The 12,358-nt window shown below is 74.2% G+C and carries 12 protein-coding genes; 7 read left to right on the forward strand and 5 right to left on the reverse strand.

Going from position 1 to position 12,358, the window contains the following annotated elements; all coding sequences use genetic code 11:
• Positions 1 to 40 precede the first annotated feature (40 nt).
• From ACZ5CW_RS20235 to ACZ5CW_RS20265, 7 genes are read left to right on the forward strand one after another with little or no spacing between them, the layout of a single operon-like run.
• Positions 41 to 1,339: an ADP-ribosylglycohydrolase family protein gene (locus tag ACZ5CW_RS20235; RefSeq protein WP_468603148.1), complete on the forward strand. Its 1,299-nt coding sequence runs from the start codon at positions 41 to 43 to the stop codon at positions 1,337 to 1,339.
• Positions 1,336 to 2,466: an ADP-ribosylglycohydrolase family protein gene (locus tag ACZ5CW_RS20240; protein WP_468603150.1), complete on the forward strand. Its 1,131-nt coding sequence runs from the start codon at positions 1,336 to 1,338 to the stop codon at positions 2,464 to 2,466. Before ACZ5CW_RS20235 ends, ACZ5CW_RS20240 begins: the two co-directional genes overlap by 4 nt.
• Positions 2,467 to 2,474: 8 nt before the next feature.
• Positions 2,475 to 3,695 carry an ADP-ribosylglycohydrolase family protein gene (locus ACZ5CW_RS20245; protein ID WP_468603152.1) on the forward strand — a complete coding sequence of 407 codons (1,221 nt, stop codon included), beginning with the start codon at positions 2,475 to 2,477 and terminating at the stop codon, positions 3,693 to 3,695.
• A complete protein-coding gene (locus ACZ5CW_RS20250) occupies positions 3,683 to 5,044 on the forward strand; it encodes an ADP-ribosylglycohydrolase family protein (RefSeq protein WP_468603154.1) in 1,362 nt (453 codons plus the stop codon). Before ACZ5CW_RS20245 ends, ACZ5CW_RS20250 begins: the two co-directional genes overlap by 13 nt.
• Positions 5,041 to 5,934, forward strand: a complete 894-nt coding sequence (gene rbsK, locus ACZ5CW_RS20255; protein ID WP_468603156.1) for a ribokinase — start codon at positions 5,041 to 5,043, stop codon at positions 5,932 to 5,934. Before ACZ5CW_RS20250 ends, rbsK begins: the two co-directional genes overlap by 4 nt.
• Positions 5,931 to 7,136 carry a CaiB/BaiF CoA transferase family protein gene (locus tag ACZ5CW_RS20260; protein ID WP_468603158.1) on the forward strand — a complete coding sequence of 402 codons (1,206 nt, stop codon included), beginning with the start codon at positions 5,931 to 5,933 and terminating at the stop codon, positions 7,134 to 7,136. The genes rbsK and ACZ5CW_RS20260 overlap by 4 nt, the downstream gene beginning before the upstream one ends.
• Positions 7,133 to 7,945, forward strand: a complete 813-nt coding sequence (locus tag ACZ5CW_RS20265) for an HpcH/HpaI aldolase/citrate lyase family protein (protein ID WP_468603160.1) — start codon at positions 7,133 to 7,135, stop codon at positions 7,943 to 7,945. The genes ACZ5CW_RS20260 and ACZ5CW_RS20265 overlap by 4 nt, the downstream gene beginning before the upstream one ends.
• A gap of 58 nt (positions 7,946 to 8,003) precedes the next feature.
• Here ACZ5CW_RS20265 and lgt read toward each other — a convergent pair whose 3' ends face one another.
• The 5 genes from lgt to trpM all read right to left on the reverse strand — a co-directional run bounded on the left by lgt (position 8,004) and on the right by trpM (position 12,346).
• On the reverse strand, positions 8,004 to 8,996 hold the full coding sequence (gene lgt, locus ACZ5CW_RS20270; RefSeq protein ID WP_468603162.1) for a prolipoprotein diacylglyceryl transferase: 993 nt from the start codon (positions 8,994 to 8,996) through the stop codon (positions 8,004 to 8,006).
• Between the two features lie 82 nt (positions 8,997 to 9,078).
• The gene (locus tag ACZ5CW_RS20275; protein ID WP_468603164.1) at positions 9,079 to 9,855 is read right to left on the reverse strand and encodes a DsbA family protein; all 777 of its coding nucleotides are present in this window, start codon (positions 9,853 to 9,855) and stop codon (positions 9,079 to 9,081) included.
• Positions 9,856 to 9,962: 107 nt separating this feature from the next.
• Positions 9,963 to 10,781 (reverse strand): tryptophan synthase subunit alpha, encoded by an 819-nt coding sequence (trpA, locus tag ACZ5CW_RS20280; protein ID WP_468603166.1) that lies wholly within the window; start codon positions 10,779 to 10,781, stop codon positions 9,963 to 9,965.
• On the reverse strand, positions 10,778 to 12,061 hold the full coding sequence (gene trpB, locus ACZ5CW_RS20285) for a tryptophan synthase subunit beta (protein ID WP_468603168.1): 1,284 nt from the start codon (positions 12,059 to 12,061) through the stop codon (positions 10,778 to 10,780). The genes trpA and trpB overlap by 4 nt, the downstream gene beginning before the upstream one ends.
• A 60-nt stretch (positions 12,062 to 12,121) precedes the next feature.
• Positions 12,122 to 12,346 (reverse strand): tryptophan biosynthesis modulator TrpM, encoded by a 225-nt coding sequence (gene trpM / locus ACZ5CW_RS20290; protein ID WP_468603170.1) that lies wholly within the window; start codon positions 12,344 to 12,346, stop codon positions 12,122 to 12,124.
• Positions 12,347 to 12,358: the final 12 nt, after the last annotated feature.

Here is a 12,358-nt window from a genome sequence, read left to right on the forward strand (position 1 = left end):
CGCAAAGGGTCCCCGTGGTCCTGCCGAAGGAGGCCACCCCATGGCATCGACCCCCCGCACTCCCGGCGCCCCGGCGCCCGGGGACGCCCCCGGACTCCGCGAACGGGCACGCGGCGCGTTGCTCGGCCTGGCGGTCGGGGACGCGCTGGGGGCGCCGGCGGAGAACCTCAGGCCGTCCGAGATCCGCGCGCGCTGGGGCCGGATCACGGGGTACGTCGCCGAGAGGCCGTCCGGCACGGACGACACCGAGTACGCGATCTTCTCGGGTCTCCTCCTGGCCCGGCACGGATCGGCGCTGGCCCCGGCCCATGTGGAGGCGGCCTGGCACGAGTGGATCGCGGACCGGGCCGAGGGCCCCTTCCGGGGGGCGGGCTTCAGCGAACGCGGCACCCTGGAGAACCTCCGGCGGGGGCTGGCCGCGCCCATCTCGGCACAGCACCGCCACGCCTGGAGCGACGGGCTGGCGATGCGCGCGGCGCCCTTCGGGGTCTTCGCCGCCGGGCGCCCGGGGGAGGCGGCCAGGCTGGTGGCGATCGACGGCTCGATCAGTCACGAGGGCGAGGGCATCTACGGCGGCCAGGCGGTCGCGGCGGGTGTGGCGGCGGCGATGGCGGGAGCGCCGGTACCGGTGGTGGTCGCCTCCGCCCTCGCGGTCGTCCCGGAGGACTCCTGGACGGCCCGCTCCCTGCGCCGCGCGGTGGCGGTGGCGCACCGCGGTGAACGCGCGGTGCGCTCCGCGGTCGTCATCGGGGGTTATCCCTGGACCGACCTGGCCCCCGAGGCGGTCGCCCTCGCCTTCGGCGCGTACGCGGCGGCCGACGGCGACTTCCGGGAGGCGGTCCTGACGGCCGTCAACATGGGCCGCGACGCGGATACGACGGCGGCGGTGGCGGGCGCGCTGTCCGGTGCGGCGCAGGGCCTCAGCGCGATCCCGCCGGCCTGGGCCGCCGCCATCGGCCCGGCGCGCGGCCACTGTCTGCCGTCCATGGCGGGCCACCACGTCCTGGACGTGGCGGAACTACTGGTGCCGGGCGAGGGCGGCAAATGGGGAGCGGACGTGATCCTCCCGGAACTCCTGCCGGAGCCGCTGCGGGGGCTCCTGACGGCCGACGGCGGCCTGCCACCGGCCACCGGCCACGAGGCCGCCCGGGAACTGCCGCCGGCCCCCGAACGGGACCTCGCACCGGCGGCCGCGCACGCACTCCGGCCGGCCGCGGCCGACACCTCATCGCTCTCCTCGCCGGCCGAGCCGGTCCCGTCCCTGCCGGCCGCCTCGCCGTGCGGCGGGCGGAGTCCGCTGGTGGGTGCCGGGCAGCAGGACGGCGAGGGCCGGCCATGACGTCGGCTCCGACACCCCGCCGCATCGAGGGACTCCTCCTCGGGCTCGCCGCAGGAGACGCGGCCGGCTGGCCCGCCGCCCGGCACCGCGCCGCCCGTATGCCCGAGTGGACCCGCCGCCTGACCCGGGAACTGGACACGTTCGCGGAGCAGAACGCCACCACCACCCTCCCGGTGCCGATCGCCCTCAACCAACCCCCCGAGCCCCTCCGCCTGGGCCCTTCCGACGACGCCGAGTGGGCGGTCTTCGCCGCCGAGGCGGTCCTGCGCGCCGGCGACGACGGCGTACTCGGCGACCTCAGCCGGGAACGCCGTATGCGCGCCGCGATCGACCTCACCTGGACCGCCGTGGCCTCCGAGGTCGCCGCGGCGGCGGAACGCGCCCCGGAGATCGAGTCCGCGGTCCTCCCCCTGCGCGCCCGCATCTCCGTCCGCGCCGGCCTCGGCAACCTCGCCACCGGCCTGCGCCCACCCGCCACCGGCCACGACAACCCGCACTACTTCGACGACGCCGCCTGCGTCCGCGCCTGCGTCCTCGCCGTCGCCCACCCGGGCGACCCCCGACGCGCCGCCGATCTCGCCGAGTTCGACGCCCGCTACACCCAGGACGGCGACGGCGTGCACGGCGCCCGCGCGATGGCGGCGGCCCTCGCGCTGGCCCTCGCCGGCGCGGACACCGGCACCTGTGTGACCGCCGCGGTCGCCGAACTCCCCCCGGACACGGAGATCGGCCGCAACACCCGTCACGCGCTCGCCCTGACCGAGGACAGCGAGTCCGCGTTCGCCCTCGTCCCGCTGCTCGAACACCAGATCGTCGACCACGTCTACAGCTACGGCATCGCCGCCGCCGAGACCGTCCCCGTCGCCCTCGCCCTGGCCATCGCCGCCCGCGGCCGGATCGCCGAAGCCGTACCCGCCGCCGCCTGCCTGTCCCGGGTCGCGGACTCCGCCCCCGCCCTCGCGGGCGCGCTGACCGGCACCCTCGGCGGCGGCGCGGCCGTCCCGCAGACCTGGCGGGACGCCTGCCGCACCCTGTCCGGCTGCGCCCTGCCCCGCCTCACCGGCACCGACCTGGTGGAACTCGCCGGACTCCTGGAAGCCGCACAACCGGCCCACCCAGGAGGATGATTCGGGGCATGACGCCCGAAGCGCCGACAGAACCCAAACACCCCAAAGAGCCCACACCACAGGAAAGCGGCGGCCCACCCGGGCAGACGCTCGCCGACCGCATCACGGGCGCCCTCCTCGGAGCCGCCGTCGGCGACGCGCTCGGCGGCCCGGTCGAGGGCTACTCCCCCGACCAGATCGCCGAGCGCCACGGCGGCCGCGTCCACGGCATCGTCGGCCCCTGGCACGGCGACGCCTGGCGCACCGCCCGCCCCATCGCCCCGTACCACAAGGGCGACGGCCACGTCACCGACGACACCTTGATGACGCACGCGCTGATCCGGGTCTACGACCGCGTCCGCGACCACCTCGACGCGTACGCGATCGCCGACCACCTGGTCCCCGACCTGATGGCCACCCCCCGCTGGATCCCGGAACTGGAGAGCGAGACGCTGCCGCTGCACCGCGTCTTCCTCGCCGAGAAGTGGCTGGTGGCCCGGCTCGCCTACGGCCACGTCGACCCCCGGGAGGCGGGCGTCGGCAACATCGTCAACTGCGGCGCGGCGATGTACATGGCCCCCGTCGGCCTGGTCAACGCCGCCCATCCGGCCGCCGCCTACGCCGAGGCACTGGACGTCGCCGGTGCGCACCAGTCGTCGTACGGCCGGGAGGCGGCCGGTGTCTTCGCCGCGGCCGTGGCCGCCGCCACCGCGCCGGGCGCGACCCCGGACTCGGTCGTGACCGCCTGCCTGTCCCTGGCGCGGGACGGCACCCGCACGGCGATCGAGAAGGTCTGCGAAGTCGCCGCGCGGCACCGGGACTTCGAGTCGGCGCTCGGTCCGCTGCGCGCGGCGGTGGCCCCCTACGACACCGTCGGCCCGGACTACCGCGCCCCCTCCCTCGCCGCCCGCCGTCCCTCCCGTCTCCACTCCGTCGAGGAACTCCCCGTCGCCCTGGGCATGTTGCTGGTCTCCGGTGGCGACTACCGGCACGCCGTCCTCGGCTCGGTCAACTACGGCCGCGACTGCGACTCGATCGCCACGATGGCCGGTGCCCTCGCGGGCGCCCTCGGCTCACCCGTCCCCGAGGACTGGTCCAAGACGGTAGCGGAGGCGAGCCGTCTGGACCTGTGGGAGCCGGCCCGCACGCTCACCGTGGTCACCCGCGAGATCTTCGCCCGGGACGTACGCCGCCGGCGCGCACACGAGCGGGCGTTCGCGGCACTCGGAGGCCCGGCATGCTCCGACTGACCTGGGTCCAGCCCGAGGACCTGCTCGGCCATGAACTCCGCCAGGCCCGCCTGGACGGCCGGGAGCCCAAGGCGGTCGAGGCGAGATGGCGAGCGGCGGGCGGCCCGGACGCCCCGGAGCGAGCGGGAGCCTCCCCCCACCGCGCATCGCGCTACCTGCGCCTCCTGGCCGAGGACCTGCTGGACGAACTGGCCGACCTGCCCAGCAGATTCTCCGAGGACGAGCCGACGGACCTGGTCCGGATCAGGGCCGCGTGCCCGAAGTGGCCCACCGTACGGCTCTCCGCTCGCCCCGCCCCGGCCGCCCTGGAAGCCGCCTGGCTGGGCCGGGCCATCGGCTGCCTGCTCGGCAAGCCGGTCGAGAAACTCCCCCTCGACGGCATCCGCGCCCTGGCCCGGGCCACCGGCAACTGGCCGCTCACCACCTACTTCACCGCCAGGGGCGTGCCGCAGGACCTCCTCGGCCAGTACCCCTGGAACCGCCGCTCGGCCCCGACCTCCCTGGCCGAGAACATCGACGGCATGCCCGAGGACGACGACCTCAACTACCCCCTGCTCAACCTCCTTCTCCTCCAGCGCCACGGAAGGTCCTTCACCACCACGGACGTGGCCCGGCTCTGGCTGGACGAACTCCCGCCCGGCCGCACCTTCACCGCCGAACGCGTCGCCTACCGCAACCTCCTCAGCGGCATCGAGCCGCCCCGCACGGCCCGCCACCGCAACCCGTTCCGCGAGTGGATCGGCGCCCTGATCCGCGCCGACGTGCACGGCTGGACCAACCCGGGCGACCCGGCCGCCGCCGCCGAACAGGCGCACCGCGACGCGGTCCTCACCCACACGGCCAACGGCGTCTACGCGGCGATGTTCACCGCCGCCGTCATCGCCACCGCCGCCACGGGCAGCCACGACGTCCACGCCTGCCTCCGCGCCGGCCGCACGGTGATCCCGCCCCGTTCCCGCCTGGCGCGGGCGATCGACCACGCCGTCCGGCTGGCCGGGGCGAGGGAGCACTTCGACGAGGTCGTGGACGAACTCCACGCCGCCTACGCCCCCGCCCACCACTGGGTCCACGCCCTGCCCAACACCGCCCTGATCGCCGCCGCCCTCACCCACGCGGACGGCGACTTCACCGGCTCCGTCTGCCGTGCGGTGTCGGGCGGCTGGGACACCGACTCCAACGGCGCCACGGCCGGCAGCATCGCCGGTCTCCTCGCGGGCGCGCCCACCGCGCTGCCCGACCGCTGGCGGGCCCCGCTGAAGAACCGGCTCGCCACCACCGTCGCCGACTTCGACGGCACCGGCTTCGACTCCCTCGCCCACCTCACCCACCTGGAGACGACCCGCTCATGACCCACATCGTCGTCCTCGGCAGCACGAACATGGACCTCGTCACCTACGTCACCAAGGCCCCGCAGCGCGGCGAGACCGTGGCGGGGCGGGAGTTCCGTACGATCCCCGGCGGCAAGGGCGCCAACCAGGCGATCGCCGCGGCGCGCGCCGGCGCCACCGTCTCCATGATCGGCGCGGTCGGCAACGACTCCTTCGGCCTGCGCCTGCGCGACACCCTCGAACACTCCGGTGTGGACACCGACTCCCTGCGCACGGTCGAGGGCCCTTCCGGCACCGCGCACATCGTGGTGGACGACGAGGGCGGCAACTCCATCGTCGTCGTCCCCGGCGCGAACGGCACCGTCGACCACCTCTCCCCCGGCGACGAGGGCGTGATCGCCTCCGCCGACGCCCTGCTGCTCCAGCTGGAGACCCCGCTGGCCGCGGTCGTCGCGGGCGCCGAGGCGGCCCGCCGGCACGGGGTGCGTACGGTCCTCACCCCGTCCCCGGCCCAGCCGCTGCCGTCCGAACTCCTCGCCGCCACCGATCTGCTGGTGCCCAACGAGTACGAGGCGGTCACTCTCACCGGCCGAACCGACCCGCGGGAGGCGGCCGCCGCCCTGCTGGAGCTGGTCCCGGAGGTCGCCGTCACCCTGGGCGCGACCGGCAGCCTGTATCTGGCCCGGGGCACCGAGCCACTCGTGGTGCCCGCGCCCCGGGTGACCGCCGTCGACTCCACGGCCGCGGGCGACACCTTCGTCGGCGCGCTCGCGGTGGCCCTCGCCGAGGAGAAACCGGTACGGGAGGCCCTGTCCTGGGCGGCCGCCGCGGCGGCGATCTCCGTGCAGCGGGCCGGGGCGTCGGCGTCGATGCCGTACCGCCCGGAGATCGACGCGCAGTGCAGCGCATGAGCACGACGACACACGCGCCCCCGGCCCTGGACGGTCTGCGGGTGCTGGACCTCGCGACGCTGTTCGCCGGCCCGCTGGCCGCCACTGTGCTCGGCGACTTCGGCGCCGAGGTGATCAAGGTGGAGCATCCCCGCCGGCCCGACCCCTCCCGCGGACACGGCCCGGCCAAGCACGGCGTCGGCCTGTGGTGGAAGGTGCTCGGCCGCAACAAGCGGACCCTCACCCTCGACCTGTCCACGCCCGGCGGCCGCGCCACCCTCCTGCGGCTCGCCGCCGGCGCCGACGTGGTGATCGAGAACTTCCGCCCCGGCACCCTGGAGAGGTGGGGCCTCGGCTGGGAGGAACTGTCGGCGGCCAACCCGCGGCTGATCCTCACCCGGGTCACCGCCTTCGGCCAGTTCGGTCCCTACGCGCACCGCCCCGGCTTCGGCACCCTCGCCGAGGCGATGAGCGGCTTCGCCGCGATCACCGGGGAGCCGGACGCGCCCCCGACGCTCCCGCCCTTCGGGCTCGCGGACTCGATCGCGGGCCTGGCGACCGCGTGCGGCGTGCTGACGGCGCTGGCCGCGCGGGAACGCACCGGCGCGGGGCAGGTGGTCGACATGGCGATCATCGAGCCGATCCTGTCGGTCCTCGGCCCGCAGCCCACGTGGTACGACCAGCTCGGCTACGTCCAGGAACGCACCGGCAACCGGTCCGCGAACAACGCCCCACGCAACACCTACCGCACCGCCGACGGCGCCTGGGTCGCCGTCTCCACCTCCGCGCAGTCGGTCGCCGAGCGGGTGATGCGCCTGGTGGGCCGCCCGGAGCTGATCGAGGAGCCGTGGTTCGCCACGGGCGCGGACCGCGCCGCCCACGCCGACCTGCTCGACGAGGCGGTCGGCTCCTGGATCGCCACCCGCACCCGCACGGAAGTGCTGGCGGCCTTCGAGAAGGCGGAGGCGGCGGTGGCCCCGGTGCAGGACGTCCGGGACGTCCTGGCGGACCCGCAGTACCAGGCCCTGGACACGGTCACCACCGTCACCGACCCCGAGCTGGGCCCCCTGCGGATGCAGAACGTCCTCTTCCGCCTCTCCACGACGCCCGGCGCGATCCGCTGGGCCGGCCGCCCGCACGGTGCCGACACGGACGCCGTGCTCACCGAGCTGGGCCTCGACCCGGCCGAGATCGCCGCCCTGCGCGCGGAGGGCGCCCTGTGACCCGGACCCCGCTCACCTGGCTCTACGTCCCCGGTGACCGCCCGCACGTGGTGGCCAAGGCGCTGGCCGCGGGCGCCGACGTGGTCGTGATCGACCTGGAGGACGCGGTCGCCCCGGACCGCAAGGAGTACGCCCGCGCGGCCACGGCCGACCTCCTGCGGGCACCCCAGCCGGTCCCGGTGCACGTCCGCGTCAACGCCCTGGACGGCCCCTGGGCGGCCGCGGACCTCACGGCACTGGCCACGCTGCCGGGCCTGTCCGGGCTGCGGCTGCCGAAGGTGACGTCCGCGGACCAGATCAGACAGGTCGCCGTGGCCACCCCTCTGCCCCTGTACGCCCTGCTGGAGTCCGCCCTCGGGATCGAGCACGCCTTCGCGATCGCCGGCGCCCACCCGGCCCTGCGCGGCATCTCCCTCGGCGAGGCCGACCTCCGGGCCGACCTGGGCGTACGGGCCGACGCGGGCCTGGACTGGCCCCGCTCCCGGGTGGTCGTCGCCGCCCGCGCGGCGGGGCTCCCCCCGCCGCCCCAGTCCGTGCATCCCGACATCCGCGACCTGGACGGCCTCGCCGCGTCCAGCGCCCACGGACGCGCGCTCGGCTTCCTGGGCCGCGCGGCGATCCATCCACGGCAGCTTCCGGTCATCGAGCGGGCCTACCTCCCCACCCCGGCGGAGATGGAACAGGCCGAGACGATCATCAAGGCAGCGGCCGCGGACCAGGGCGCCCAGGCCCTCCCCGACGGCCGCTTCATCGACGCGGCGGTGGTGGCCATGGCCCAGCGGACGCTGTCCCTGGCACGAAGGGGCTGAACACACCGGAGGGCGCCCCGGAACCCCGGGCGCCCTCCGGTGGCGAAACCACCAGCCGTCAGCTCTTCTTCGGCACCGACTCGGCCTCGTCCTCGTCCTCGTCCTCGGCCTTCGCCTCCGCGGCACCCGGCTCGGCCTTCTCCTCCGCCTCGGCGACGGCTTCCGTACCGCCGGCCGAACCGTCGGAGTCACCCTCGGACACACCGTCGGCCGAACCGTCGGACACGCCGTCGGAGACGCCCGGCTCGACCACGGCCTCCCGTCCCGGCCGCTTCTTCGCCGACACCACGATGTACGCCACCGCCAGCAGGAACACGATCAGCGCGGTCCAGACGTTGAGGCGGACGCCCAGGATGTGGTGGGCGTCGTCCACACGCAGGTATTCGATCCAGCCTCGGCCCACGCAGTACGTGGCGACGTACAGGGCGAACGCCCGGCCATGGCCCAGCGTGAAGCGGCGGTCGGCCCAGATGACGAGAAGGCCGACGCCGACGCACCACAGGGACTCGTACAGGAAGGTCGGGTGGTAGTAGCCCGGCACCCGGCCGCCGTCGGCGGAGGTGATGTGCAGTGCCCACGGAACATGCGTCTCGCGGCCGTACAGCTCCTGGTTGAACCAGTTGCCCCAGCGGCCGATGGCCTGCGCGAACGCGATGCCCGGCGCCACGGCGTCGGCGTACGCGGGCATCGGGATGCCCCGGCGCCGCGCGCCGATCCATGCGCCCAGCGCACCGAGCGCGATCGCGCCCCAGATGCCCAGGCCGCCCTGCCATACCTTGAAGGCGTCCACCCAGTCACGGCCCTCGCTGAAGTACAGCTCGTAGTCCGTGATCACGTGGTAGAGCCGGCCGCCGACCAGGCCGAACGGCACGGCCCAGACAGCGATGTCGGCGACCGTGCCGGACCGTCCGCCGCGGGCGATCCAGCGCTTGTTGCCGAGCCAGACGGCGACGAAGACGCCGATGATGATGCAGAAGGCGTAGCCGCGCAGCGGGATGGGGCCGAGATGCAGCACCCCGTGCGACGGGCTGGGAATGTAGGCAAGTTCCATGGCAGGTCCGACGCTACCGTGCCGGGCCGTGGGGACGGCAAGCAGCCCGGCTACGGGTCCATAACAGGGGGGTGAAAAACGCTTACCCCTTGTTGGCCGCCTCCACCATCTGCTTGAGCTTGGCGGGGGTCATCGTCTGGTCCTGGTAGATGTTCTTGCCGTCGAGCAGGACCGTGGGCGTGCCGGTGAAGCCGCCGGTGCGGAAGGCCTGGTTGGCCTTGTTCACCCAGCTGTTGTGGGTGCCGTCCTTCACACACTTGCGGAAGGCGGGCGTGTCCAGGCCCTTCACCTTGCCGGCCAGCTCGATCAGCTTGTCGTCGTCGCCGAAGGCGTCGTCGGTCTCCTTGGGCTGGTTCGCGTACAGCACGTCGTGGTAGTCGCGGAACTTTCCGGCGTCCTGGGCGCAGGCCGCGGCGTTGGCCGCGCGCAGGGAGCCGCTGCCGCCGAGATTGCCGTCGATCAGCCGGACGAGGTGGTACTCGATTCTGAGCTTGCCCGCGTCGGCCAGCTCGTGGAGCGTCGGCCGGTACGCCGCCTCGAAGGCCTGGCAGGCCGGGCAGCGGAAATCCTCCCAGACGGTGAGCGTCGACCTGGCTCCGTCCTTGCCGACCGGGATCGCGAGGCTGTCCTTGCCCTGCGCGCCCGAGGGCGCCACGACCGGGCCCGCCTTGCTGCTCTCCTTGTCCTTGCCGGCGTTCGCGGCGACCACGCCGATCACCGCCGCGAGGCCGAGGACGCAGACGACGCTCGCGCCCACGATCAGCGTGCGCCGCCGCTTCTCGGCGGCCTTCTGCTTCTCGCGCTCGACCGCCAGCCGCTCCCGGGCCGTGCGCTTTCCGTCACGGTTCTTCTCGCTCACACCCCCAGAACGAACCGGGGAGGCGCAGCGCGCCTCCCCGGCCTGAGGTCCACTCGTTCGAGTGACCGAATCCTCCGTTGTGAACGGATCAGGATGATTACCTGCGGTTATGCCTGACCGCGCACGCCCTTGGCCAGCTCGCCGGCCAGCTCACGGACCGCCTCGATGCCCGAGGCGTGGTCCGGGGCGTCCAGCATCCGCTTGACGAACGCCGAGCCGACGATGACGCCGTCGGCGAAGCCGGCGACCTCGGCGGCCTGGGTCGCGTCGGAGACGCCGAGCCCGACGCAGACGGGCAGTTCGGTGCCGGTGGCGCGGGTGCGCTCGACCAGATCCTGGGCCTGCGCGCCGACGGACTCGCGGGTGCCGGTGACGCCCATGAGCGAGGCGGCGTAGACGAAGCCGCTGCCTGCCGCGGTGATCTCGGCGAGCCGCTCGTCCTTGCTGCTCGGCGCCACGACGAAGACCGTCGCGAGGCCGTGCTTCTCGGCGTGCTCGCGCCACAGGGCCGACTCCTGGACCGGGAGGTCGGGCAGGATGCAGCCCGCGCCGCCCGCCTCGGCCAGCTCGGCGGTGAAGCGCTCGACGCCGTAGCGGTCGATGGGGTTCCAGTACGTCATGACGAGCACCGGCTTCCCGGTGGCCGCGTGGGCCTCCCGGACCGTGCGCATGACGTCCGCGATCTTCACTCCGCCCCGCAGGGCGATGTCGTCGGCGGTCTGGATGACGGGGCCGTCGAGGACGGGGTCGCTGTGCGGCAGGCCCACCTCCACGACGTCCGCCCCGCCGTCGAAGACGGCCTTGATCGCCTCGATGCCGCCGTCCACGGTCGGGAAGCCGGCCGGGAGGTAGGCGATGAGCGCGGAGCGCCCTTCGGCCTTCGCGCCGGCGAGGGTGTCGCTCAGCAGCTGGATGGTGCCGCTCACTTGGCGTCCCCCTCGATCTCGGCGGTGTCGGCTTCGTTGGCGGCCACCTCGGCGTCGGTGTCGTAGAGGCCGAAGTAGCGGGCGGCGGTGTCCATGTCCTTGTCGCCGCGGCCGGACAGGTTGACGAGGATCAGGCCGTCCTTGCCCAGCTCCTTGCCGACCTCCAGGGCGCCGGCGAGGGCGTGGGCGCTCTCGATGGCCGGGATGATGCCCTCGGTGCGGGACAGCAGGCGCAGGGCCTGCATGGCCGCGTCGTCGGTGACCGCGCGGTACTCGCCGCGGCCGGAGTCCTTCAGGTAGGAGTGCTCGGGGCCGATGCCCGGGTAGTCCAGACCGGCCGAGATCGAGTACGGCTCGGTGATCTGGCCCTCCTCGTCCTGCAGGACGTAGGACCGGGAGCCGTGCAGGATGCCGGGCTCGCCCGCGGTCAGGGTGGCCGCGTGCTCCCCCGTCTCGATGCCGTGCCCGGCGGGCTCGCAGCCGATGAGGCGGACGCCCTCGTCGGGGATGAACGCGTGGAAGAGACCGATGGCGTTGGAGCCGCCGCCGACGCAGGCGACGGCCGCGTCGGGGAGGCGGCCGGCGCGCTCCAGCAGCTGGCGGCGGGCCTCGACGCCGATGACCCGGTGGAAGTCGCGCACCATGGCAGGGAAGGGGTGGGGTCCGGCCACGGTGCCGAACAGGTAGTGGGTGCGGTCGACGTTGGCGACCCAGTCGCGGAACGCCTCGTTGATGGCGTCCTTCAGGGTGCGGCTGCCGGACTTCACGGCGACGACCTCGGCGCCGAGCATGCGCATGCGGGCCACGTTGAGGGCCTGGCGCTGGGTGTCGATCTCGCCCATGTAGATGGTGCAGTCGAGGCCGAAGAGCGCGCAGGCGGTGGCGGTCGCCACGCCGTGCTGGCCGGCGCCGGTCTCGGCGATGACCCGCGTCTTGCCCATCCGCTTGGTGAGCAGGGCCTGGCCGAGCACGTTGTTGATCTTGTGGGAGCCGGTGTGGTTGAGGTCCTCGCGCTTGAGGAACACCCGGGCGCCACCGGCGTGTTCGGCGAACCGGGGCACCTCGGTGAGCGCACTCGGCCGGCCGGTGTAGTGGACGAGCAGGTCGTCGAGTTCGCGGGCGAACTCGGGGTCGGCCTTCGCCTTGTCGTACTCGACGGCCACCTCGTCCACGGCGGCGACGAGGGCCTCCGGGATGAACTTGCCGCCGAACGCGCCGAAGTAACCCTCGGCGCTGGGCACCTGGCCGCTGGGGTCAGGGATGAAGAACTCGCTGGGCATGCGGATACCTCACGGTGAATGCGGTGAAGAGAACACTGATCGCCGTGGGGGCGGGGTTTGTCAGCCGGCCTCAGGGTGCCTGTGGCTCGTCGCGCAGTTCCCCGCGCCCCTGGGGGTCGGCCGCTGCCATCGCATGCCGTTCACCTGCCCCGGTTCGTCACCGATGACGTACCGCACCCGTCGGCCGTGCACCCTGCGGGCGGGCGCGCGGCAGCCACGGGGGCGGCAGCCGCGCGCGAGGCGGGCGTACCGGTCCGTGGCCGTCGGCGGAAGGGTCGGAGTCATCGGAGCGAACCC

Source organism: Streptomyces sp. NPDC031379 (assembly GCF_055569615.1).

Bases quoted from the DNA above. Each gene is read 5' to 3' on its own strand.
- lgt (WP_468603162.1), bottom strand. From the start codon at position 8,996: ATGGAACTTGCCTACATTCCCAGCCCGTCGCACGGGGTGCTGCATCTC.
- ACZ5CW_RS20245 (WP_468603152.1), top strand. From the start codon at position 2,475: ATGACGCCCGAAGCGCCGACAGAACCCAAACACCCCAAAGAGCCCACA.
- rbsK (WP_468603156.1), top strand. From the start codon at position 5,041: ATGACCCACATCGTCGTCCTCGGCAGCACGAACATGGACCTCGTCACC.
- ACZ5CW_RS20240 (WP_468603150.1), top strand. From the start codon at position 1,336: ATGACGTCGGCTCCGACACCCCGCCGCATCGAGGGACTCCTCCTCGGG.
- trpB (WP_468603168.1), bottom strand. From the start codon at position 12,061: ATGCCCAGCGAGTTCTTCATCCCTGACCCCAGCGGCCAGGTGCCCAGC.
- ACZ5CW_RS20260 (WP_468603158.1), top strand. From the start codon at position 5,931: ATGAGCACGACGACACACGCGCCCCCGGCCCTGGACGGTCTGCGGGTG.
- trpM (WP_468603170.1), bottom strand. From the start codon at position 12,346: ATGACTCCGACCCTTCCGCCGACGGCCACGGACCGGTACGCCCGCCTC.
- ACZ5CW_RS20235 (WP_468603148.1), top strand. From the start codon at position 41: ATGGCATCGACCCCCCGCACTCCCGGCGCCCCGGCGCCCGGGGACGCC.
- ACZ5CW_RS20250 (WP_468603154.1), top strand. From the start codon at position 3,683: ATGCTCCGACTGACCTGGGTCCAGCCCGAGGACCTGCTCGGCCATGAA.